At 68.2% G+C, this 23485-nt stretch carries 17 protein-coding genes; 12 read left to right on the top strand and 5 right to left on the bottom strand.

Annotated features, from left to right (window positions below; all coding sequences use genetic code 11):
* Positions 1–375: 375 nt before the first annotated feature.
* The 4 genes from AC0OO9_RS16750 (at position 376) to AC0OO9_RS16735 (ending at position 5377) form a co-directional block, all read left to right on the top strand.
* On the top strand, positions 376–1662 hold the full coding sequence (locus tag AC0OO9_RS16750; protein WP_484511055.1) for an AAA family ATPase: 1287 nt from the start codon (positions 376–378) through the stop codon (positions 1660–1662).
* Positions 1659–2300, top strand: a complete 642-nt coding sequence (locus AC0OO9_RS16745) for an HNH endonuclease (RefSeq protein WP_484511054.1) — start codon at positions 1659–1661, stop codon at positions 2298–2300. The genes AC0OO9_RS16750 and AC0OO9_RS16745 overlap by 4 nt, the downstream gene beginning before the upstream one ends.
* Positions 2301–3426: 1126 nt before the next feature.
* On the top strand, positions 3427–4050 hold the full coding sequence (locus AC0OO9_RS16740; RefSeq protein WP_484511053.1) for an SLATT domain-containing protein: 624 nt from the start codon (positions 3427–3429) through the stop codon (positions 4048–4050).
* A complete protein-coding gene (locus AC0OO9_RS16735) occupies positions 4040–5377 on the top strand; it encodes a reverse transcriptase domain-containing protein (protein ID WP_484511052.1) in 1338 nt (445 codons plus the stop codon). The genes AC0OO9_RS16740 and AC0OO9_RS16735 overlap by 11 nt, the downstream gene beginning before the upstream one ends.
* A 58-nt stretch (positions 5378–5435) precedes the next feature.
* On the opposite strand, the gene AC0OO9_RS16730 is transcribed toward AC0OO9_RS16735, so the two are convergent.
* Positions 5436–5906 (bottom strand): NUDIX domain-containing protein, encoded by a 471-nt coding sequence (locus tag AC0OO9_RS16730; RefSeq protein WP_484511051.1) that lies wholly within the window; start codon positions 5904–5906, stop codon positions 5436–5438.
* Between the two features lie 24 nt (positions 5907–5930).
* Positions 5931–7154 (bottom strand): helix-turn-helix domain-containing protein, encoded by a 1224-nt coding sequence (locus tag AC0OO9_RS16725; RefSeq protein WP_484511050.1) that lies wholly within the window; start codon positions 7152–7154, stop codon positions 5931–5933.
* A gap of 383 nt (positions 7155–7537) precedes the next feature.
* Here AC0OO9_RS16725 and AC0OO9_RS16720 point away from each other — a divergent pair, with 383 nt between their 5' ends.
* From AC0OO9_RS16720 to AC0OO9_RS16705, 4 genes are all read left to right on the top strand, one after another.
* Positions 7538–7795, top strand: a complete 258-nt coding sequence (locus tag AC0OO9_RS16720) for a hypothetical protein (protein ID WP_484511049.1) — start codon at positions 7538–7540, stop codon at positions 7793–7795.
* The gene (locus tag AC0OO9_RS16715) at positions 7788–8030 is read left to right on the top strand and encodes a hypothetical protein (protein ID WP_484511048.1); all 243 of its coding nucleotides are present in this window, start codon (positions 7788–7790) and stop codon (positions 8028–8030) included. The genes AC0OO9_RS16720 and AC0OO9_RS16715 overlap by 8 nt, the downstream gene beginning before the upstream one ends.
* A gap of 82 nt (positions 8031–8112) precedes the next feature.
* Positions 8113–8859 carry a tyrosine-type recombinase/integrase gene (locus tag AC0OO9_RS16710; protein ID WP_484511047.1) on the top strand — a complete coding sequence of 249 codons (747 nt, stop codon included), beginning with the start codon at positions 8113–8115 and terminating at the stop codon, positions 8857–8859.
* A 173-nt stretch (positions 8860–9032) separates the two neighbouring features.
* Positions 9033–9839, top strand: coding sequence for an HAD family hydrolase (locus tag AC0OO9_RS16705; protein WP_484511046.1), 807 nt, complete (start codon positions 9033–9035; stop codon positions 9837–9839).
* Positions 9840–9896: 57 nt separating this feature from the next.
* Here the strand turns inward: AC0OO9_RS16705 and AC0OO9_RS16700 are convergent, their stop codons facing one another.
* Complete coding sequence (locus tag AC0OO9_RS16700; protein ID WP_484511045.1) at positions 9897–10643, bottom strand: Fic family protein; 747 nt, start codon at positions 10641–10643, stop codon at positions 9897–9899.
* Between the two features lie 256 nt (positions 10644–10899).
* On the opposite strand from AC0OO9_RS16700, the gene acs reads away from it, so the two are divergent.
* From acs to AC0OO9_RS16680, 4 genes are all read left to right on the top strand, one after another.
* A complete protein-coding gene (gene acs / locus AC0OO9_RS16695) occupies positions 10900–12864 on the top strand; it encodes an acetate--CoA ligase (protein ID WP_484511044.1) in 1965 nt (654 codons plus the stop codon).
* A 268-nt stretch (positions 12865–13132) separates the two neighbouring features.
* Positions 13133–15922, top strand: a complete 2790-nt coding sequence (locus AC0OO9_RS16690) for an immune inhibitor A domain-containing protein (protein ID WP_484511043.1) — start codon at positions 13133–13135, stop codon at positions 15920–15922.
* 424 nt (positions 15923–16346) lie between these two features.
* Positions 16347–18743 (top strand): immune inhibitor A domain-containing protein, encoded by a 2397-nt coding sequence (locus AC0OO9_RS16685; protein WP_484517970.1) that lies wholly within the window; start codon positions 16347–16349, stop codon positions 18741–18743.
* A gap of 139 nt (positions 18744–18882) precedes the next feature.
* Positions 18883–19815 carry an alpha/beta fold hydrolase gene (locus AC0OO9_RS16680; protein ID WP_484511042.1) on the top strand — a complete coding sequence of 311 codons (933 nt, stop codon included), beginning with the start codon at positions 18883–18885 and terminating at the stop codon, positions 19813–19815.
* A gap of 1 nt (position 19816) precedes the next feature.
* Here the strand turns inward: AC0OO9_RS16680 and AC0OO9_RS16675 are convergent, their stop codons facing one another.
* On the bottom strand, positions 19817–20182 hold the full coding sequence (locus AC0OO9_RS16675; RefSeq protein WP_484511041.1) for a hypothetical protein: 366 nt from the start codon (positions 20180–20182) through the stop codon (positions 19817–19819).
* The gene (locus tag AC0OO9_RS16670; RefSeq protein WP_484511040.1) at positions 20179–23484 is read right to left on the bottom strand and encodes an SseB family protein; all 3306 of its coding nucleotides are present in this window, start codon (positions 23482–23484) and stop codon (positions 20179–20181) included. Before AC0OO9_RS16670 ends, AC0OO9_RS16675 begins: the two co-directional genes overlap by 4 nt.
* Position 23485 lies beyond the last annotated feature (1 nt).

Raw genomic sequence — 23485 nt, 5'->3', positions numbered from 1 at the left:
GCAGCTGAATCCTCGCCATCCCGCCTGCCGCCGACCCACACCTCCTAGCGGGCCGCGGTCAGGGCGACAAGGTGGAGCGTCCTACCGGACAAGTCTAATGCCATCTGTGACGCGTCGGCGCCAGCAGCCCGGGGCGGCCTGGGGCTTAGAAGAATATCCTGAATGGCTGGTCTCCGGGTTGCGCCGCTTGCCCTCGGGTGTCTATCTCAAAGTTGGACAAACCCACCTGCCGAGAGGAAGACGAAACAGTTGCCAGGAGATACGATCCCGCGAGCAGAGTTGCGGACGCCGCCTTTGGTGGTTTCCCGCGCTCGGACACCGATGCACATCTTTGCAACCAGATCATCGATGCCAGATTAGGCGGAGAGGCAAGAAGTGCACTCCGAAAAAGACCTCAGGTTTTCAAGACTGACACTCTCCGAATGGCGACAGTTCGGCTTCGTAGAAATTGACCTTTCTCGTCGCCTGACGATCCTCACTGGAGCTAACGGATCTGGCAAGACCACGCTCCTCAACCTGCTTGGACGGCACTTCAACTGGGAATCGACATTCCTCGGACTACCCGTACCCGACAAACGAGGTCGTAACATGTTCTCGGTAGGGCTGAGGAATCGACCTACCGAGTCGGACAAAGGCATCACTCACACGTCTGCCATTGTGGGAGAATTGGGGTACACAAATGGGCACATTTCCCAGATACGAGTACCCATAGACGCAGGAGCGATCGCCTATAACGTAAACATTTTCAATCAGCAAGTGGTACAGGGGTTGTACCTAGCATCACATCGAAGCGCAAGCAACTATCAGCAAGTCAAATCAATCCCCTCGAACTTTAGCACGGGCGAACAGATCCTCAACCAATTTATCGCCGAGATACGGCAACGATATTCAGGGGGAGTAGGCCGCAGCAAATCTGCACAGCTACTCATGAAAGAAGCGCTCCTCGCGGCAGCAATATACGGCGAGGGCAGCGCCAGCGTCTACCCCAATCACGACGCGCGACGAATATGGCGAGGATTTCAAGAAGTATTGAGGTCACTCATGCCAGAGACTCTTAGGTTTGAGCGTCTCGTGGCAAGACCGCCGGAAATCGTGATAGAGACAGGAAGTGGTTCGTTTCCGCTAGATTCGATCTCCGGCGGCATGAGTGCACTGTTTGAGATCGGGTGGCAGATCTTCCTCCGCTCCCAAAACCGCGACGCGTTTACCGTTTGCATCGACGAACCCGAGAACCACCTCCACCCATCCCTTCAGCGGACCCTAGTTCCGAGTCTTTTGCGGGCATTTCCCAGGGTAAACTTCGTCCTCGCGACCCATAGTCCCTTCGTAGTGACTGCTTCTGCTACCGCCAACGTTCATGTTCTGAGTTACGACGAGGACAGCCGGGTTTTTGCCGAACAACTCGATTTCTCTAGCAAAGCAGCAACCGCAGAAACAACCTTGCGGGAGGCGCTTGGAATGACCAGCACGCTTCCCCTGTGGGCCGAGAACCGGTTCGATGAGATCATCGACCGATACCTCCACCAGCCACCGGACAGCGAGCATCTCCTCCGATTGCGTAACGAATTGAGGGCCTCCGGTCTCGATGTAGGACTGCCGGAAGCGATCGAACGGATTGCGCGCAACGCAGTGGATGATGAGATCGGACCGATCGAGAGATGAGGCGTCTGATCAAGGCGCCAAAGCCGGCGATATTGGAGACTAACGAGGCAGGTTGGACCAAGGAGTATGCGGAAGCAGCCTTAGCTGGCACAGAGAAGCCGAAACGATGGGGCCACCGGCAGATACGGCTTGCTCTGACACACGAAACGGGGAAGCGCTGCGCCTATTGCGATGCGAACATGATGGCCGTAACCACAGGGAATGTAGAACACATCCTACCCAGGGCTCGACATCCCGAATTGGTAGTCAATTGGGACAATCTTACGCTCGCCTGCCCACGCTGCAATAACACTAAGAAAGACTACTGCGATCACAAGTTTCCACTCCTCAATCCCTACACCAACGACCCCGACGAGCATCTCATTTTCATAGGGAGCCTCGTTTTTCCCCGCCCAGGCAGCGATGTTGGTGCCGTTACTGTACTCAGGTTAGGTTTGTCGCGATCAGATCTGATTGAGGCAAGAAAGCGTCGCCTTGAGTCAATCTCATCACTCCTAGATAATTGGGCACGGGCTGACGGCGCACTCAAGGAGGCAATCCGGGACGTCATTAGGGGAGACGTTGCGGATGGCGAGTTCCGAAAAAGCGTAGAGGCGCTCCTACGCGAATGCCGGTTCCCGTTAGACGAAGAAACTTAGCCTTCTCGCCATCCCGTCTGCCGCCGACCCACACACCGTGGAGCGGGCCAGGGCCAGGGTGACAAGGTGGAGCGCCCTACTGGACGTACGACCTTGTCGCCCTGGCCCTGGTCTGCTCGGCTTGCCTGGGTCGGTGGCTGGCGGGATGGCATCCCACCTCAACCACCCACGACCGCAACCGTTCGGCAACTCCATCCTGGAGTCGTTGCGCCCCCGCCGGAGGCAGCTCTAGCCCCAACCCCGCCCCCACCCTCCGCCCCTCCTCCTACCTTCACCCCTTCCCCACCTCGGACCCGTGAGCGGCCTGACGGATTCTGTTCGGCAACTCGACCGGCCGACCTGGACCGGTCCGCGGTGAGACGTCACCAGGGCTGGAAGCGACGGAAGGTAGAGCTGCCGCATGGTCACGGTCATGTCCGGGACTCATCACCGGGCCCCTTCACGGGCCCAGGGGTGACGCGCGGGGCGGGGCGTGGTTTGCGGGCCGGCTGACTTTCCGCCCCGGCGCCCAAGGCGGCCGGGGCGGCGGCTCCGTAGGAGCCGGTTGCCGCGCCCCGGCCCGCGCCGCGCGGAGCGCCTTGATCCTAAAGGGAATGTTTCGGCAGTTGTCTGTCGAAGCGGGCTGTCGAAGCGGGAGCTGAGCGGAACTGCAAGCCTCGGCGTACCTAGCAGTGGCCTGCGAGGGACGCCTGCTCGTACGCAGCCTTAGGCCCGTCACGGTAGACGGCGTCTCACGTCTTCTGCGTCCACACGCCAACGGCCGTCGAGTACTTACACCGGTCGTCAGACAACTCGTGAGGGTCAAACTCAAGGCGCCAGAGGCGTTTGCCAACATAAGTCCGTGTAAGCACATGACGGAAACCTGCTGGTAGTGAGCCTCACCTGGTCGCCCTCTCCTGGGGTTCCCTGCCAAGTCGCTGTCGCTGGGCAAAGGAATGCCAGGATGGTGTTTGGATGATAGGATGCCAGGCGGCTCGGCCACTTGCTCAGGCAAATCGCTTGAGTGGCAGTAGTAACATGCCGTGTTGGCTCGCCCATGCGGTTTGCTTCGGATTGATTGCCGAGGCAATGCTCGCATCCGGAGCGCTGCGGGTGACGTTTATTTTATGGTCAGGCAAGGAGACTAGTGGCCGAGTCGCTACCTGACGCTCTCTCTCCGATGTTGGAGCGTCTAGAAAAAAGAAGCTACATGACATACCTGTGTCGACTGAATGCTTCTCGTCGCCTCAGTCATGCAAACACTGCGTGGAATCTCGCCCTAGTTGCTTTATCAACATCGACGGCCATTGCGTCTGTCGGACTTCTTACGAAGCGGGATATGTACGGTGTCGGCGGAGACGCCCTCATGGTTGCTTTATCCATACTTTCGTTGGTGGCTTCGCTTGTTGTCTCGGGTGCTGGTTATGGAACCAGGGCGCGAGCAATGGAGGAGAACTACAAGAGGATTCAGCAGATCTCTGTTGCGGCCGAAAACCTCAAGGAGTATGCAGGGCCCAATCGGCAAGACAAATGTGAAAAGTTGCAGTGGGAGTACGAGGTTGCAGTCGCCTCGTCCGAGAACCACACCAGCCGCGATTTTCATAGAGTTCGGTTGAGAAATCAGGGTGAAGGAAGCGGCAAGTTAAAGCTACTTCGTGATCTCGCGGTTTCTGTAGCGTATTCGTCGGTGGCCCTGCTCCCATATGCCAGCCTAGCGGTGCCAATCTTGATATTAATACCATTCGTCACCTGGTTCTTCAATGGCATCTAAGCCGGCTTCTAAAATCTTTAGGTCGGTGACTGCTCCGTCTAACCTAGTGCGCGTCTACCGGGAACATGTTCTTGGAAAGAGGGCTCGCGGCCGTGATGGCGTGAGTCCGGACGCACTGAGCGGTGAGATTAAGGAAGTGGCCTCCTTCATCTCGCGAAGAATGAGATCAGGAGCATACCGATTCAGCGCCTATCGGGAGTTCCTCCAACTCAAAGGGGCGGGGCGGCCGCCCCGCGTGTTGTCAGTCCCGACGGCTCGCGATCGGATCGCACTTCGCGCCCTGGCGGATTGCCTGGGCGAACTATTTCCTCAGACTCGGGGCGCACTCCCACAAAAGCGCGTACATGAATTATCTGAAGCGCTTAGAGTTGGCGGGTTTGATTCTTACATAAAAATGGACGTGGAGAACTTCTACCCATCCATTCGTCACGAATTGATCGAGAAAGGGCTGCGAACTAGAGTCCGCAAGGACGAAGTCATTCAAGCTGTTCTAGGTGCAGTGAAGACATCAACGATCCCTGTAGGCCATAGGGGTCGGACCCCGAATCTGCGGGGCGTACCGCAGGGGCTCGCCATATCGAACTGCCTTGCCGAACTTGTCATGCAAAAAATCGACAACGAGCTCGCGGCAGAGGGCTGCTTCTACGTTCGCTATGTAGATGACATTTTAGTATTGTGCAACCATGTAGACGTCGATCGGATAAGCAAGCTAGCGGTGACACTTTTTGGAGAGGTTGGCCTAAAGGTTCACGAGGTATCGGGCAGGGGGAGCAAGTCGAGCACCGGGGACATCTCGGATGGCTTCAGCTACCTCGGGTACACGTTCAATCCGTTGACCATATCTGTCCGCGACCAGAGCGTTCGAAACGTCGAAAATTCGATTGCACGCATCTTCACTCGCTATAAGTACGAGAAGAATATTCGTCTCCTTGAGAGCCGCATCAACACGTTGATTACCGGCTGCATTTATGGCGGCAACCCGTATGGCTGGCTGCACTACTACCGACAAATGAATGACCTTACACTTCTAAAGCGCCTGGACGTTTTCGTCGGCGAAATGAAGAAAAGGTCCAAAGTGCCGGCCGGGTTCGCGACAAAGAGTTTCGTGCGCGCCCATTGGTCAATCACCCACCCTCACGGCAAGGACGGAAAATACATCCCGAACTATGACGTGAAGGACATTGACAAGATGAGGGACATCCTGGCGGTGCACTTAGGCGAAGAGGATGTTGCGAAGATTCCCGATAGCGGAATCGGGGTTGCATTCAGACGCTTGATGGGAAAGCTGACGGTAGAGCTAGAAAAGGACATCGGACACCTTTCCTAGATGGAAGGCTTGACGCCTCGCGTTCAGGGTCGCCTCAACGCGCGCCGGAACCGCAGTACTAGATTATTGCGCTGCCATGCTCGGCGTAGGTGGAACCTTCGTCGCTGCGTGCCATGATTGCGGTGCGGATCCTGCGGGCGAGTCGGGGTGGTCCATACTGCCCCAATGCTTCAGCAGTCACGTAGCGACATTCGGCTAGTTCCCCGTCTGCGAAGCGAATTTTGCTTTCCTGTTCAGCGGTGAGTGATCCGCCATCGAAGATGAAGAGGAGCTTGTCGCCCTCGTGTTCGGCAGGCGCCCAGTCAACAACCAGCATCGGTCCGAGCACGGGCGTGATGCCAAGTTCCTCTTCGACCTCACGTGCGCACGCGGCGAGGGGTGACTCGCCGGGTTCGACGTAGCCGCCGGGAATGTCCCAGTGGTTCTTGTAGCTGGGGCGTACGAGGAGCACGCGGCCTTCGTCGTCGAAGAAGAGAGCGCCTGCGGCGACGCGTGGGGTTGCCATGGGTGGCATCTCGTTGGCCGTCACCAGAGCAGCCTAGATGGGCTCGGTCTAGTCGAGCACCTTGAGCCGCCGGGCCAGACCGACCAGTTGAGCCGGGGGCTTGCCGCGCTGTCGGCGGATCCAGGTCAGGGCGAGTTGGCGGCTGAGGAAGTGGTGGCGGACCTGCTCGGGTGCCATCTGCTCGACGTCGAGCAGGACAGCTTGGGCGTCGTCAACGCGGTTCCACGAGCTGTAGGCGCGGGCGACTTCGAGGGCGTGCCGGACGCGGCGTTCCATCGGTAGGCCGGCGGTGTCGACGCGCGGCCCGAGGTCGATGGCTACTTGCAGGTCGCCCAGTTCGGCGGCGGTGGCGACGCGGTGGATGGCGACGTTGGTCGGGCCGAATGCTGTCCAGAGATGGTTGGCGTCGGCTCCGAGCTGGCCGGCAGCCTGGTCGGCGGTGGCGAGGAAGGCGCGGGTGGTGGCAGCGTCGTTGGATCGTGCGGCGGCCATCGAGCCGGACAGGAACAGGGTTCCGTACACGGACAGCAGCGCGGGCGTGGCGTGCTTCAAGTGGGGCTCAAGGTAGCCGGCGGCGTCCTCGGTGAGGCGTACGGCTTCGGCGTAGCGGCCGGTGGCGTGCAGGGCATGGCCGACCGAGCGGAACAGGGAGCCTGTGATGAGCGGGTCGCCGGTGGGTCGGACGGCGGCCAAGCCGCGGTCGGCTGCGATCCAGGCGAGGTCGCTTTCTCCGAGCTTGGTGAGCTGGGTGGCGGCGAGTTGGTACGTGAGGCCGAGTAGCCGGCGGGCCTGGTCCTGGTCGTCGCGGTCGTGGTGGTCGGCGGCGGCCTGGGCGCAGTACAGCAGGTCGGGCAGGCGGCCGGTGACGTATCCGAATCGTGAGTCCTGGTAGGCGTCCCAGAGGGCGCCTACCTCCTTCCGGAGCACGGCGACGCTGGCTGGCTCCGCCTCCGTGCCGCCACCGAACGGGCCGAGGGCGCGGTAGTTCATCAGGGCGGCGCGGAGGGCGGGCACGGTTTCGGTGCCGCTGTCGCCGGTCCAGTCGAGCAGCGAGGGTTCGCCGAGTAGGTCGCCGAGGGAGATGTCCAGGACTTCGGCGAGGGACTTGATGACGGAGAGTCGGTCCAGCTCGATCCGGTTGTTTTCGATCTTTCCGAGCCAGTCGGCGGTACGGCCGATGAGTCCGGCTAGGACTTCCTGGGACAGGCCGCGTCGGCGGCGGTACCAGGCGACGCGTTCGCCGATGGTCAGGGTGTTGGTCGTCCCGGGCACCGGTTCACTGTCTCCCCTCGGTCGGCTGCGACCCCGGAAGGATTTTCCGGGTCGCGGGGCGGTATGTGGCACAACCTGTCTGCATGACGGGGCTGAACGTATCGATCAATTGCCAATCCTCCTCGGGCGCGGGCTGGAAGTACACCCTTGCCCGCACCGCCATCCGGGGGATGGGGCGCGGGTCGGAGGGGACTCGGTCCCTTGCCCGTCGGTCCTGCCTGGACTGCGCGGGTTCCGGTCGCGCGGCGACCTGCTGAGGTTGGCCCGGGGTGGGTGCTGGTGTGGGACCGCGACCCGGACGACGGCCCGTGAATGGCCCGCCCACCCCGGCGCCCCGCAAGCCGGCGCCGTCCCGGCCGGGTGTGCCGGTACCGGGTGACCTGGTGCTGATCGACGGACGGGCGTCGGTGCAGTTCGGCGGCGATCGCGCGCTGTGGCTACGGGTGACGTCGGTCTGCGACAAGCCGACCTACTACGGCTGGGTGTGGCTCACCGGCTACGCCATCGACCTGGCCACCGGTAAGGCGTTGGCGCGGCGGGAGGTCTTCGCGCAGATCGCCGGCCTTCAGATCCAGCGACGTACTACCGACAACGCGCCGCCTCGCCACGTGGCGCCGGTGATGAGGAGGCGCGGTGTTTGACGTTCGGGTACGACTCGGCGCGGTGCTGACGATCGATGCAGCAGATCGTCTCCTGCCGTCTGACGGGCCGGTGACGTTGTGGGTGACCGGAGTTCGGCTGGTGGCCAACCGTCCGCCGCAGGATGAGTGGATTTGGGTCGAGGGATTCAGGCTCGGTTCGTCCGGCCGCCACGGTCGGCAGGCGCAGATCCTGGTGCGCGCGAGCAAGCTCCCGCCGAATGGGGCGGCCCGGTGAGCACCTACCTGTCCAGCGCGGTGCGCGACCAACTCCGGGCCGCACAAACGCAGCTTGACCAGCACACCCCGTCGAGTGGATCGTGCTGCGGGCGTACCCGAAGACGCGGGCCGGCGTGCGGACGGTGCCGATGCCGCTGTTCCTCGTCGACGAGCTGCGTCGGCGGCGCGGAGCCGCGGTGCCGGACGGGCGGGCGTTGGTCTTCGCCGACCGGGACGGCGGGCCGCAGCGGCGGTCGAACTTCCGGCGGCGGGTGTGGCTGCCGTCGCTGGTGCGGGCCGGGCTGCTCGGCCGGGTGGCCGAGGTGGCGCCGTGCCGGTGGGTGGCGTCGTGGCCGGACCGGGACGGCCGGGAGCAGCGGGCGGAGTTCGCCGACGAGTCGGCGGCGGTGGCGCACGTGGCGGCCTCGGCGTTCGGCGGCCTGCGGTTCCACGACCTGCGGCACTCGTACATCACGTGGCTGGTGACCGACGGGGTGCCGGTCAACGTGGTGCGGCGGGTCGTGGGGCACGAGAAGGCGTCAACGACGCTCAATCGTTATACGCACACCCCGGACGACTACGCCGATCGGGTGCGGCTGACGTTCGCTGACGATTCGCTGACTTTCCGCCCGTCGCCCCGCCCAGTCGGCCTCGGAGAAGTGCCTCTACCAGGTCGGGAGCGCTTCCGGGAAAGGGACGACCCCCGTCGGGGGGAGACGGGGGTCGTCGAAGGTTCGGCTCCGGGGGGGTCGAGCCGAACCCACTCAGCGGTCACGGGGGGTGCAACCGCCGAGGGTCTGCCTGTCGTACGAGATGTGAACACTCGTCGCATCAACAAGTCTGCCTGAGCGAACCTGTATACGTCGAGTGGTGTCGCTTCCACTCCCTGCGAAATAATGTTCGCAGAGTGTGACCATCATCACGATGAGCGAGGGTGGCGGAGGGCCGGCCCGCAGGTCCGAGGGGTCGCCGGGCCCCGGGCACCCGCCGACCATAGACCATCCGGCTAGACTTTCGCGCCGTGGGCCGAAGTGCCGCTTTCTTCGATCTGGACAAGACCGTCATCGCCAAGTCGAGCGCCCTGGCGTTCGGTCGGCCGTTCTACCGGGACGGTCTGATCACCCGGCGTGACGTGGTCAAGTCGGCGTACGCCCAGCTGATGTTCCGGCTGGGCGGCACCGACGAGCAGACCATGGCCAGGACCAGGGACTACCTCGCCGCGCTCTGCAAGGGCTGGCAGGTGGAACAGGTCCGCCAGATCGTCGCGGAGACGCTGCACGAGCTGATCAACCCTTACGTGTACGCCGAGGCCGCCGCCCTGATCGAGGAGCACCAGGCAGCCGGCCGCGACGTCGTGCTCGTCTCCGCCTCCGGTGAGGAGATGGTCCGGCCGATCGGCGTACTGCTCGGGATCACCGACGTGATCGCCACCCGGATGGGCGTGGTCGACGGCCGCTACAGCGGCGAGGTCGAGTTCTACGCGGCCGGCGCGAGCAAGGTCGACGCCGTCGGCGAGCTGGCCGCCGAGCGCGGATACGACCTGGCCGACTCGTACGCCTACTCCGACTCGTACAGCGATCGGCCACTGCTGGAGTGCGTCGGACATCCCTCGGTGGTCAACCCGGACCGGCAGCTGCGCCGGCTCGCGGTCGAGAACTCCTGGCCGGTGCTGGAGTTCCGGCACCCGATCCCGCTGGGGCGGCGGCTGCGCGAGCGCCCGGCCGTCCCGGTCGCCGCCGCGGCGCTGGGCGTGGGCGTGGGCGTCGCGATCGGCATCGCCTGGTACGGCCGGCACCGTCGCACCCGCACCGCCCCCGCACCCGCCTGAGGCCCGCCCGCGAGCCGCGAGGCCGGCCCAGCGCACGCAAGGCATGGCCGGGCCAGCTCAGGCCGCCGCGAGGACCTCGTCGCCGATGGCGGTGAGCTGTTCCGCGCCGACCTCCACCGCCGCCATGTAGTGGCGCAGCCAGGAGCGCAGCCCGTCCGGGGTGCCGGTGGCGAAGGCGCCGGCCGAGCCCACGTACTCCGGTTCGCGCTCGTGGTGGCCGACGTCCACGGCGAGCAGGCCGCGCGGGTCCAGCCCGCTGGACAGCAGCACCAGGCGGGCGGCGCCCCGGGCCACCACCCCGGACGGCCCGGCGAAGGGACGCAGGTTCAGCAGCTCGCCGTGCACGACGGCGGCCAGCACCAGCGGCGAGACCTTCGTGCCGCCGGCGACGAGCCCGGCCAGCCCGTCCAGCCGGGCGGCGACGACCGGGTCGGCCACCGGACGGCCCAGCTCGGCCTCGCCGACGACGTCGCGGGCGGCGAGCACGTGCAGCCTGGCCAGCGCCTGCCGGGGCGCCTTCGGCCAGAGCTCGGACAGCCCCGGCAGCGCCCCGGCGACCCGAAGCGCGCCCTGCACCACCGGCTCGGTCACCGTCCCGGCGCGGACCGCCTCGCGCTCGCGGGCGTACCCCTCCAGGGCGGCGCTGGCCACCGCGGACCGGAGGCTGACCTCGGCCGCGACCTGGCCGCCGTGCCGGCGCAGCGCGCGGTGCCCCAGGGCCTGGTCGAAGCGCTCGCGGGCCCGCTCCACGGCGGGGGCGACGTCGGCGAGCGCGAGCAGCGGGGCGAGCGGGTCAGCGGTCACCCCGTCACGCTATCGACTGCCCGGCGCGGCCCGCCGACGAGCCGCCCGGAAGCGACCACCGCCACCCCCGCGATCGTCCGGCCGGCGAGCCTGCCCGGACAAATGGCGTCGAGGCGGCGGCCCGCGTCGCCGTCCGGCGCGCGGTGGGGGCCGCTCGGCGCGTGTCGGCCGGACCGGCGGTCGCCCGTGCCGGCGGCCCCGACTAACCTCGTGCCCTAGAGAGACGCAGGTCACCCGAGCGACGAGGGAGTACGGCATGAGCGAGGCATTGGCCAATCTGCTGAACGAGACGCGCCAGTTCCCCCCGCCAGCCGAACTCGCCGCGAACGCCAACGTCACCGCCGACGCGTACGCGGACGCGGACGCCGACCGGTTGGCGTTCTGGGAGCGGCAGGCCGGGCGGCTCACCTGGGCGCGGCAGTGGGACCAGGTGCTCGACTGGTCGAAGCCGCCGTTCGCGAAGTGGTTCGTCGGCGGGCAGCTCAACGTGGCCTACAACTGCCTGGACCGGCACGTCGAGGCCGGGCTGGGCGACAAGGTCGCGATCCACTGGGAGGGCGAGCCGGGCGACACCCGGACCATCACGTACGCCGACCTGCACCGGCTGACCTGTCAGGCGGCGAACGCGCTGACCGACCTGGGCGTCACCGCCGGCGACCGGGTGGCGATCTACCTGCCGATGGTGCCGGAGGCGGCGGTCGCGATGCTGGCCTGCGCGCGGATCGGCGCCACGCACAGCGTGGTCTTCGGCGGCTTCTCCGCCGACGCGCTGACCAACCGGATCCAGGACGCCAGCGCGAAGGTGGTGATCACCGCCGACGGTGGCTACCGCCGGGGCAAGCCGTCGGCGCTGAAGCCGACCGTGGACGAGGCGGTGGCGAACTGCCCGTCGGTCGAGCACGTGCTGGTGGTGCGCCGCACCGGCGAGGAGGTGGCCTGGTCGGGCAGGGACCGCTGGTGGCACGAGACGGTCGAGACCGCCCCGGCGGAGCACGCCGCGCAGCCGTTCGACGCCGAGCACCCGCTGTTCATCCTCTACACCAGCGGCACCACGGCCCGCCCGAAGGGCATCCTGCACACGACCGGCGGCTACCTGACCCAGACGTCGTACACGCAGCACGCGGTCTTCGACCTGAAGCCGGAGACCGACGTCTACTGGTGCACCGCCGACATCGGCTGGGTGACGGGGCACTCCTACATCGTCTACGGGCCGCTCTCCAACGGCGCCACCCAGGTGATGTACGAGGGCACCCCGGACACCCCGCACAAGGGCCGGTTCTGGGAGATCGTCGACAAGTACAAGGTCAGCATCCTCTACACCGCCCCGACGCTCATCCGCACGATGATGAAGTGGGGCGAGGACATCCCGGCCGGTTACGACCTGTCCTCGCTGCGGCTGCTGGGCAGCGTGGGTGAGCCGATCAACCCCGAGGCGTGGATGTGGTACAGGCAGCACGTCGGCGGGGGTGAGCTGCCCATCGTGGACACCTGGTGGCAGACCGAGACCGGTTCGATCATGATCTCGCCACTGCCGGGCGTGACGGCGACCAAGCCCGGCTCCGCGATGACGCCGCTGCCCGGGATCGTCGCTGACGTGGTCGACGACCAGGGCCAGTCGGTGCCGAACGGCGGCGGTGGCTACCTGGTGCTGCGCGAGCCGTGGCCGTCGATGCTGCGCACCATCTGGGGCGACGACGACCGGTTCATCGAGACGTACTGGTCGCGCTTCGAGGGGATGTACTTCGCCGGGGACGGGGCGAAGAAGGACGACGACGGGCACATCTGGCTGCTGGGCCGCGTCGACGACGTGATGCTGGTGTCCGGGCACAACATCTCCACCACCGAGGTGGAGTCGGCGCTGGTCTCCCACCCGTCGGTGGCCGAGGCGGCGGTGGTCGGCGCGACCGACCCGACGACCGGGCAGGCCATCGTCGCGTTCGCCATTCCGCGCGGCACCACGGACACGGCGGGCGAGGCCGGCGAGAAGCTCATCGCCGAGCTGCGCAACCACGTGGCGAAGACGCTCGGCCCGATTGCCAAGCCCCGGCAGATCATGCTGGTGCCGGAGCTGCCGAAGACCCGCTCGGGCAAGATCATGCGGCGGCTGCTGCGCGACGTGGCGGAGAACCGCTCGCTCGGCGACGTCACCACGCTCCAGGACTCGTCCGTGATGGACCTGATCTCGTCCGGCATGGGCGGCGGCAAGTCCGACGAGGACTGACGCAGGCGTACGCCCGATGGGTGGCGGTCCCTCGCGGACCGTCACCCATCGTCGTTTCTTACGGGTGTGCGACCGGCCGGATGCGTGCTGTCACATCGGTCGGTCGGGTGAGCCGAGTGAAGCTGAACGGACACAGGCGGACGTCGACCCCTGTCGCTCCCCTGTTTCTTGATTTAGGTTCACGCACGTCGGGTCGGTTCGATGGATGTCACATCGATGGAGGGCCGGGCCGACTTCCTCCTCCCCCATGCCCGAGAAACGGAGCGGCATGAACAGAAACCCGCAATCCGGGTCACGCCGACGCCTGCTCGTCGCGCTGCCCGCCATCGCCCTCGCCGCCTCGTCACTGACCGTGACAGGTGGCGCGGCGGCGGCGGAGCCCGGCCCCGCCCGAGCCACAATCGGGGCGGACGAGCACTACATCAACTACGCCGAGCCCGCCGTCCAGCCGGACAGCGGCGGCCGCGAGGTCAAGGGCAAGGGCGGCGTCTACGCCCCGGCGGTCGAAGAGGCGCGCGCCTACGACCGCAAGTACGCCCGGGGCAACCCGGTCGCGGCCGAGCAGTTGGCGAAGCACGAGGCCAAGGCAATGACGACGGGCAAGAGCCCGCGCCAGATCAAGAAGGCCCCGAGCACCCAGACCGCCAAGCTGCTGACCCTGCTGGTGGAGTTCAACGACCAGGCCAACGACGACTTCACCGGCGTCATGGTCCCCAGGACGGTCTTCGAGGACCGGACCTGCGTCCCCGGCACCGTGCAGAACGGGCCGAAGCACAACAAGATCCCGAACCCGGCGAACCTGCCGCACGAGGACAACAACTCGATGTGGGTGCCGGACTTCTCGCCCACCCACTACGACAAGATGCTCTACTCCAAGAAGGGCATCACCGAGCGGGTCCGCAAGGACCTGAAGGGCCCCGACGGCAGGCGCGGCATCGACCTGTCCGGCCGCACGATGCACAACATGTACCTGGAGATGTCGAAGGGCGCGTACACGGTCGACGGGCAGGCCAGCCCGTGGATCACCGTGCCGCACTCCGAGGGCTGGTACGCGGCCTCGCGCTGCTTCCAGGACGAGAACGGCAACTGGGTCCCCGGCCGCCAGCAGTCGATGAACGGCCACCCGGACAACCCGCAGGGCGCGGGCCGGCTCGCCACCGACGCGATCGACGCCCTCGCGCAGGCGGACCCGAACTTCCCGTGGGCCGACTACGACATCGAGGACCAGGGCGACCGCGACGGCGACGGCAACCTCTTCGAGCCGGACGGCGTGATCGACCACCTGGTGCTGGTGCACGCCGGGCAGGGCAAGTCCCGCGGCGGCGGCGCCGAGGGCACGTACGCCGTCTGGGCGCACTCGTCGACGGTGACCGGCGGCTACACCATCCCCGGCACCAACCTCCAGGTCTCGAACTACATCGTGCAGCCGGAGGACGCCGGCGTCGGCGTCTTCGCCCACGAGTTCGGCCACGACCTGGGTCTGCCGGACCTCTACGACACCTCCGGCAACGCCGACTCCGACGTGGACTTCTGGGACCTGATGGCCTCGGGTTCGCACTCCGGTGAGATCTTCCAGGCGCTGCCGACGCACATGGGCCTGTGGGACAAGTGGGTGCTCGGCTGGGCCGACCCGCTGACCCTGGCCCCGGGCTCGGACCCGCGCGCGGTGCAGCTCGGCCAGACCTCGCGGACCCCGCGCGGCACCCAGGACGGCATCAAGATCGACCTGCCGGACAAGGTCATCACGCTCGCCACGCCGCACAGCGGCGCGAACATGTGGTACTCCGGCGCCGACCAGGACTGGGCGGACGTCAGGATCACCCGGCAGGTGGCGGTGCCGGCGGCGGCCGACGCGAAGTTCTGGATGTGGAACAACTACGTCATCGAGGCCGACTGGGACTACGGCTTCCTGGAGCTCTCCACCGACGGCGGCAACACCTGGACCGAGCAGAAGGTCTACGACGCGGCCGGCAACCTCGTCACCACGAACGACGGCTACGCCGACCCGAACGGCCGGATGGTGGACTTCGGCAACAAGAAGTACGGCCTCACCGGCGACACGCACGGCTGGCGGCACGACTACGTCGACCTGTCGGCGTACGCCGGGCAGACCGTGCAGGTCCGGCTCCGCTACGCCACGGACGAGGCGTTCGCGGAGCGCGGCTGGTTCGCCGACGACTTCTCGGTGACCGGCGGCGGCGCCACCACGTGGAGCGACGACGTCGAGGGCGGGGCCAACGGCTGGACGGCGACCGTCGGCAGCTTCGTCGACACCACCGGCCAGGGCTGGCACATCGACACCGGCACCTCGACCCAGGCGCACTACTACCTGGCCGAGTGGCGCAACTTCGACGGCTTCGACAAGGGCCTCAAGTACACCTACGACACGATCTACTCGCGCGACGCGTGGAAGGTCGACCGGGTCTCCTACAACGCCCCGGGCATGCTGGTCTGGTACCGGGACACGGAGCGGGGCGACGTCAACCACACCACGGCGCAGATGACCGCGCTGCCCAGCTACGGCGCCAAGGGCGGTCTGCTGATCGTCGACTCGCACTTCGACCCGTACCGCCGCAAGGGCGAGGCGGCCGTGAAGGACCCGTCGGTGCTGGACAACCTGCCCAGCCGCCCGCAGTCCGCCAACGCGGCCTTCTCGCTGAAGCCCACGTACCCCTTCAAGGAGTGCCTGGAGGCGGCGGACGAGCCGTACAGCGAGTACTGCACCAGCTTCGGTCCGCAGGCGCCCGTGAAGGGCTTCACGGACGCGAAGACCTGGTACCCGGGCATCGAGATGCGTGACGGCTCGCCGTACGCGCGGGACAACGACGCCTCCGTGGTCATCCCGTCGAAGGGCAACGCGCCGTACACGACCCGGGTCACCAACCCGGACGGTACGCCGGCGACGTCCTACTACGGGGTCAGCCTGGGCAGCGGCATCGTGCTGGGCACCGGGAACCCCGGCGACCAGGGTGTGTCCTACGGCGTGACCATCACCATCAAGCGCACCGCCCGGGACAACTCGTACGCCACGGTGTACGTCACCCCCGCGAGGAACTGACCCGAGGGTCGACCGAGCGGAAGAACGGGCGGGGCCCGTCCGGAGAGCACCCGTGCTCCCCGGGCGGGCCCCGTCGCGTGTACACGACGGCGGCGGTCGTAAAGGCCCGACGGACCACCCGTGGTACGGCCGACGGGCACGCCGCCGTCCACTTTTCCGTTACGCGATCACGCTTATCGAGAACCGTCTCTTTGTCCCCAGGTGGGGCCGTTCGCCCTGCTCACCGCGTTGGTGAACGGCCGGGATGTGACGGTGAAAAGCATTCCCAACAAAACTTTGCAACAAATCGACGCACGCATCTTCCCACCGGTCACACGAGTGTCTATGTTCACCATTGGTCCCACTAGTGGGATCGGTAGCACCGGCCCGTACCCCCGTTGGGCCGGTTCCCTCAAACCGGAGGTACCACGTGCGCAAAGTCGCAGTGGGTCTGCTCGGGCTTTCGCTGACGGCGACGGGACTGGCGTTCGGTTCGTCCGCCACCGCCGCGCCGCAGCCGAAGTTGCCGACGGCCGCTCCGTCGGTCGCCGAGCCAGCCCATGTCGACCACGACCTGCCGAACCCGCTGGAGGACAAGCGTCGCGCCCTGCGCCAGGAGGGTCTGAGCGACGTCCTCTCCGGCCGGGCCAAGCCGCAGAAGGTCAACGGCAGCACGGTCGTCAAGGTCGGCAAGACCCAGGCCGAGGGGGCTGCCGCCCGCTCGACCCGGGCCAACGCCGCCACCCAGACCGAGGACCAGTACGTCGAGCTCTCCCGGGAGAAGACGGACCGGATCTTCGTCATCCTCGCCGAGTTCGGCAACGAGCGGCACCCGAGCTACCCGGACCAGGACACCGACCCGGACACCGCGGGTCCGACCCGGTTCGACGGGCCGCTGCACAACGAGATCCCGCAGCCCAACCGGGCGGTGGACAACTCCACGGTGTGGCAGGCGGACTACAACGCCGACTACTACCGCAAGCTCTACTTCGGCACCAACCCCGGTGACGAGTCGGTGAAGCAGTACTACGAGGCCCAGTCCTCGGGTCGCTACAGCGTCGACGGCACCGTCACCGACTGGGTGAAGGTGAAGTACAACGAGGCCCGCTACGGCCGCTCCGGCGGCTACCCGTGCGCCTCGAACGTCTGCACCAACACCTGGGCGCTGGTCCGCGACGCCGCCAACCAGTGGGTCGCCGACCAGAAGGCCGCCGGCCGCACCGACGCCCAGATCGCCGCCGACCTGTCGGCGATGGACCAGTGGGACCGGTACGACCACGACGGCGACGCCAACTTCAACGAGCCGGACGGCTACATCGACCACTTCCAGATCGTCCACTCCGGTGGCGACGAGGCCGACGGTGACCCGCACCAGGGCGAGGACGCCATCTGGAGCCACCGCTGGTACGCCTACGCCTCTGACCAGAACGTGACCGGCCCGCCCGGTAATCGGGCTGGCGGCACCCAGATCGGCAACACCGGCATCTGGATCGGCGACTACACCATCCAGCCGGAGAACGGTGGCCGGAGCGTCTTCTACCACGAGTACGCGCACGACCTCGGTCTGCCGGACGACTACAACGTCACCAGTGGTGGGGACAACAACAACGAGCACTGGACCCTGATGGCCCAGAGCCGGCTCGGCGCCAAGACCGACGCCGGCATCGGTGACCGTGGCGGCGACCTCGGCGCGTGGAACAAGCTCCAGCTCGGCTGGCTCGACTACGAGGTGGTCGTCGCGGGGCAGAAGCGGACCATGACCCTCGGCCCGCAGGAGTACAACAGCGACGAGGCGCAGGCCGTCGTCGTGGTGCTCCCGAAGCGCGACTACACGTTCGAGCACGGCGCGCCCTTCGAGGGCAGCAAGCAGTTCTTCTCCGGCAACCAGGACGACCTCAACAGCACGATGACCCGGACCCTGGACTTCACCGGGAAGTCGTCGGCGGCCCTGTCGATGAAGGGCCGCTACAACATCGAGGCCGACTACGACTACCTGTTCTTCGAGGCGTCGCTGGACGGCGGCCAGTCCTGGGTGACCCTGCCCGGCACGGCCAACGGCCAGCCGCTCAAGGAGATCTCCGCCGGTCGCTACGCGCTGGACGGCAGCAGCGGCGGCGAGTGGGTCGACGTCAACATCCCCATGGACGTGGCGGCGGGCAAGGTCGCGCAGTTCCGGCTGCGCTACCAGACCGACGGTGGCGTCTCCGAGGGTGGCTTCTACGGTGACGCGATCACCGTGACGGCCGACGGCCAGACCGTCCTCTCCGACGGCGCCGAGACCGGTGCCGCGGGCTGGACGCTCGCCGGTGGCTTCGAGACCGCCGAGAAGAGCTACACCAAGGCGTACGACAACTACTACATCGCGGGCACCCGGCAGTACATCTCGTACGACAAGTACCTGAAGACCGGCCCGTACTTCTTCGGCTACTCGAACACCCGCCCGGACTACGTGGACCACTACGCGTACCAGGAGGGTCTGCTGATCTCCTACTGGAACACCCGCTGGGCGGACAACGACACGTTCGCGCACCCGGGTGAGGGTCGCAACCTGATCATCGACGCGCACCCGCGGCCGATCTACAACCTGACCGGCCAGCCCTGGCGGTCCCGCGTCCAGGTCTACGACGCGCCGTTCAGCCTGAAGAAGGCCGACTCGTTCACGCTGCACCTCAACAGCCAGCCGCAGTACATCCGTGGCCAGGCCGCGCAGCCGCTGTTCGACGACACCCAGCAGTACTGGTTCCCGGAGCTGCCGAACCACGGCGTCAAGCTCCCGGCCACCGGCACCAAGATCAAGGTCCTGGAGAAGGACGGCCTCAACACCAAGATCCGCATCTCCTGATCGCTGATCCCGCACCACCAGCACCACGCGATGCCCGGGCAGGTCACCTGCCCGGGCATCGCCCTTTCCACGGGCGCTCCCGGCCGCCCGCGGGGTCGGGAGCGGAGGTGACCGGCACCGGGGTCCTAGGCTGTCTGCCATGACCGAGCAGCGCGGCGGGCCCGTCGACGAGTCCTGCGTCCTCACCGAGGGGCCGTGGACGCACCGGTTCGTCGGCGCCAACGGCAGTCGCTTCCACGTGGTGGAGGCCGGCACCGGCCCGATGGTGCTCTTCCTGCACGGCTTCCCCGAGCACTGGTGGGCCTGGCACGAGATGCTGCCGGCCGTCGCCGACGCCGGCTTCCGTGCCGTCGCGGTCGACCTGCGCGGCTACGGCGCCAGCGACAAGCCGCCCCGGGGGTACGACGGCTACACCCTCGCGGCCGACGTCGCCGGCCTGATCCGGGCCCTCGGCGAGCGCTCCGCCACCGTGGTGGGCACCGGCGTCGGCGGCATGATCGCGTGGACGGTGGCCTCGTTCCACCCCTCGCTGGTCCGCCGGCTGGTGGTGCTCGGCGCCCCCCACCCGCTCCGGCTGCGGGCCGCCATCTTCGCCGACCCGCGTGGGCAGTTCGCCGCCGCCACGCCCACCCTGAAGTTCCAGCTGCCCCGCTACGAGCACGTGCTGACCCGCGACGACGCGTCGGCCGTCGAGGAGATGCTGCGCCGCTGGGGCGGGCCGCGCTGGGTCGACGGGCCGGGCTTCGAGGCGTACGCCCAGCGGTGCCGGGAGGCCATGCGCATCCCGCAGGCGGCGTTCTGCGCCCTGGAGGGCTACCGCTGGGCGTTCCGCTCGGTGCTCCGCCTGCACGGCTACCGCTTCGTCCGGCTGATGCAGAAGCCGCTGATCACGCCGACCCTCCAGCTGCACGGCGCGCTCGACGAGGCTTCTCTGCCGCGTACCGCCCAGGGCTCCGGCCGGTACGTGGTGGCGCCCTACGAGTGGCGGCTCCTGGACGGCATCGGGCACTTCCCGCACGTGGAGGCCGGCGACCTGGTGCTGGGCGAGGTCCTGCGCTGGGCGAAGTCCTGAGTCAGACCCGCTGCTCGCGCAGGTCGGCGACCTCCGCGGCGGGTGCCCAGCCCTGGTAGACGCCGAAGTCGAAGACCTCCAGCCCCATCGCCCGGGCCACCGGCCAGCGTCCGCCCGTGTACTCCACCCGCAGCCAGCCGTCGTGCTCGCCGAGGACGATGAACGGCTGCCCCTGCCAGGAGCAGGTGGTCCGCACGTACGCCAGGTCGTCGAGCTCGGTGGCCGGCAGCACCCGGACGTAGCGGCCGGGACGGATCTCCTCGAAGCCCTCGCCCGGCTCCGGCTGGTAGAGCCGGACGTCGTCGCCGTCCGGGCTCGCCTGGTACTCCCGGCCCTTCCAGCGGGCCACGTAGCCGTCGCGCGTCACTGCTCACCGACCTGTCGCCACCGCAGCGCGTCCGTGTCGAGGATGGCGACCACCCGTTCGGTGCCGTCCGCGCCGATCCGCCAAAGCTGCGCGCCGTGCGGCAGCCGGGCGCTGTCCACCTTGAACTCCGCCACCACGTCGCTGCTCTCGCCCGGCGCGAACCCGTTGCCCCGGAACGGCGGGCGCTCGATGACCCAGCCCTCCATGGCCCGCATGGCGGCCTCGTTCTGCCCGCCGTACGGGATGCGGTAGAGGCTCGGCCGGTGCGCAGGCCAGCGCAGCACGTAGATCTCGCCGGCGTCGCGGGCGAAGGGGGAATCGGGGTAGCCCAGGCCGAGCGCGTCGTGCAGCTGCGCCGGGGTGTTGAGGTGGGCCAGCTCGCCGGCCCGGTGCACGAAGCCGGAGACCCGGTCGTAGCCCCGCTCCAGGTAGTACGCGAGCTGGCTGGGGGCGACCGCCTTCTGCATCACGATCGGGCGCGCCGGGTCGGGCGCGGGCGGGGCGTAGCGGGGGCGGCTCACCGGTTCCTCGGCAGCGGGCGGCTCGGTCTCGGTGTCGTCGCCGAGCCCCACCTCCGCCGCCCAGTTGGCCAGCCCGACGATCTGCTCGCCGGGCAGCTTCGCCCCGACGGGGGTGCCCGGGTTGACCGCGAACGACCAGGACTCGTCCGGCCAGCGGCGGATCAACTGGACGAACTTCACCTCGATGGTCTCGACGGTCGCGTCGGTGTGGTCGGCGAGCCGCTCCGGCGAGGTGTGCACCACCACGAACGTCTCGCCGTCGAGTTCCTCCGTACGCCAGACGAAGCCGGGCTCGCCGGGCCGGCTGCCCGGCGCGGAGTCTGCCGCCACCGGCAGCAGCACGCGGGCCAGCAGCAGGGTGGACAGGAAGGTGTCGGTGCTGCCGGCGCCGGCGGCGTCGAGCAGGTTCTCCTCGACCTCGTTGGCCGGTTCGAAGCCGACCGGCACGGGACCGGTATCCGACGCCGCGTCCGCGCTCCCGGTCAGGGGTGCGGTGACCGGCTCGCCGGCGACCGACGGACCGGGGTCCTCCACCGGTCCGGCGTCGGGAACGCCGGCGTCGGTCGCGGCCCCCTGCCGGGCGGCGCCCTCCGCCGCCGGTGCGGGCGCGGCGACGCCGGTCGGCACCGTCGGGTCCCCGGACCACGCGTCGGCGGGCGGCCCGGATCCGAGGGACACGGTCGGGTCCCCGGGCCACGCCGCATCGGCAGGCGGACCGGGATCGAGGGACACGGTCGGGTCCAGGGACACGGTCGCGTCGCCCGACGACATGACCGGCTGCGTCCGGTCCAGGGACACCGTCGGGTCCAAGGACACGGTCGCGTCACCCGACCCCGACGACACCACCGGCTGCGTCCGATCGAGAGACACGGTCGGATCCAGGGACACGGTCGCGTCGCCCGACGACACGACCGGCTGCGTCCGGTCCAGGGACACCGTCGGATCCAGAGACACCGTCGCGTCGCCCGACGACACGACCGGCTGCGTCCGATCCAGGGACACCGTCGGATCCAGGGACGCGGTGGCGTCGCCGGACCACGACGGGGCGGCGGACCGCACGGCGTCGGCGGGCAACGACGGGTGGGCGGGCGGAGGCGGTGCGGGGTCGGCGGTCACCGGTTCCCGGCGGCGCCGGACCGGCTCGAACAGCGAGACGGTCTCCTCGGCGGGCGGGGCCGGCTCGGGGGCGGGCGGCCCGGTGAGGTCCCGCGACTCGATGACGGTGCCCTCGATGACGATGGGCGTGAACCCGCGTCGGGGAGCGGGTGGCCCGGAGACCGGTTCCGCGTCCGCCACCGGCTCCGGCCCGACCGGTTCGGGGGTGTCCTGCCGGCGCGGCAGCGCCTGGGTGAGGTCCTCGGCCGGCTGCGGTCGGTCTGCGCCGTACGCCGGTGATGGCGGCCCGGGATCCGGGGCGGGGCCCCGGAGGTCCCGGGTGGCGTCCTCGCCGGGCCCGCGCGGCGGCAGCACCTGCGTGGCCTCACCTCCGGGCATCGCGAAGGCCCGGGTGGGCTCCGCGCCGGGCGCCGCGAAGGCATGGGTCGGTTCCGCGGTCGGCGACGTGAAGGCGCGGGTCGGCTCGCCGGCGGGCGTCGTGAACGCATGGGTCGGTTCCGCGGTCGGCGACGTGAAGGCGCGGGTCGGCTCGCCGGCGGGCGTCGTGAACGCATGGGTCGGTTCCGCGGTCGGCGACGTGAAGGCGTGGGTCGGCTCGCCTGCGGGCGTCGTGAAGGCGTGGGTCGGCTCGCCTGCGGGCGTCGTGAAGGCGTGGGTCGGTTCCGCTCCCGTCGGGGCGCTCGGGATCGGGTGGGTCGCCTCCCCCGGTACCGGCTCCCCTAGTGGCCGGCGGCGGGGGAACGGCTGGCTGCCGGGGGCGAGGCGGGACGGCGGAACGGCCCGCTCGCCCGAGCGCAGCGCCTCCTGCCGGTGGGCGGCCGCGCGACCGGAGGCCGGCTCGAAGAACGACCGGTTCGGCCGCTCCGGGGCCTCCCCGGCCGGGCGACCGTTCGTCGACGGCGAGGGGTGGGCGTCGGGCGTCGGCAGGCCCCTCGGGCGCTCGGTGAGCGGCGCGGGGCGCGGCGGCGGGAGCCGGTCGGGGGCCGCCACGGCGTCGAACCGGGCGGGTCCGCCGGCCGTCGGGTCGCCACGCCGCGCATCCAGGTGGTCCGCCGGGGGCGTGGGCGGGACGAGCGGGTGGGCCGGGCCGGGTCGGGCGGGTGCGGGGATCCGGCCGGTGGCCGGCGCGGCCGTGGGCTCGGGCCGGAGCGTGCCGTCGGGCCGGGCCACACCGGTGGTCGGCCCGCCCGACGTGTCCTGACCGGCGGCCTGGGCCCGCGCCCGGGCAGCCGTCTCCACGCGTTCCAGCCGGGCCCGCGCACCCATGGTGCGGCCGGGCAGCCGGACGTCGCCCCGGGAGAGCTGCGCGACGAACCAGGCCGGCAGGTAGCCCTCGATGGGCAGCCCGGGATTGACCGCCAGCCACCACTCGTGGTTGGGCCAACTGTCGGACAGATCGGCGTACGAGATGCGCCGGACGGCACCGCCGTGCTCCCCGAGACAGGCGCGCACCGCGGCTCCGGAGGTGAACGCCAACACGTGGGTGCGGCCACCTGTGCTCCAGGTGCCCCAGCCCACCGGCGCCGTCCCCGCGAGCGCCTCGGCGGAGACCGGCAGCAGCAGTTCGGTCCGGGCCAGAACGCGGAAGTAGAGCTGTTGGTCGTTGGCGCGTAGCGCGTCCCGCATCGCCGCTTCGGCGTCGGTGGCCGGCTCCCACTCGGTCACG

The organism is Micromonospora sp. USAFONa4 (assembly GCF_057197825.1).
Note: the sequence above shows the minus strand (reverse complement) of the source record. Positions and strands in the feature narration are given on the sequence as shown.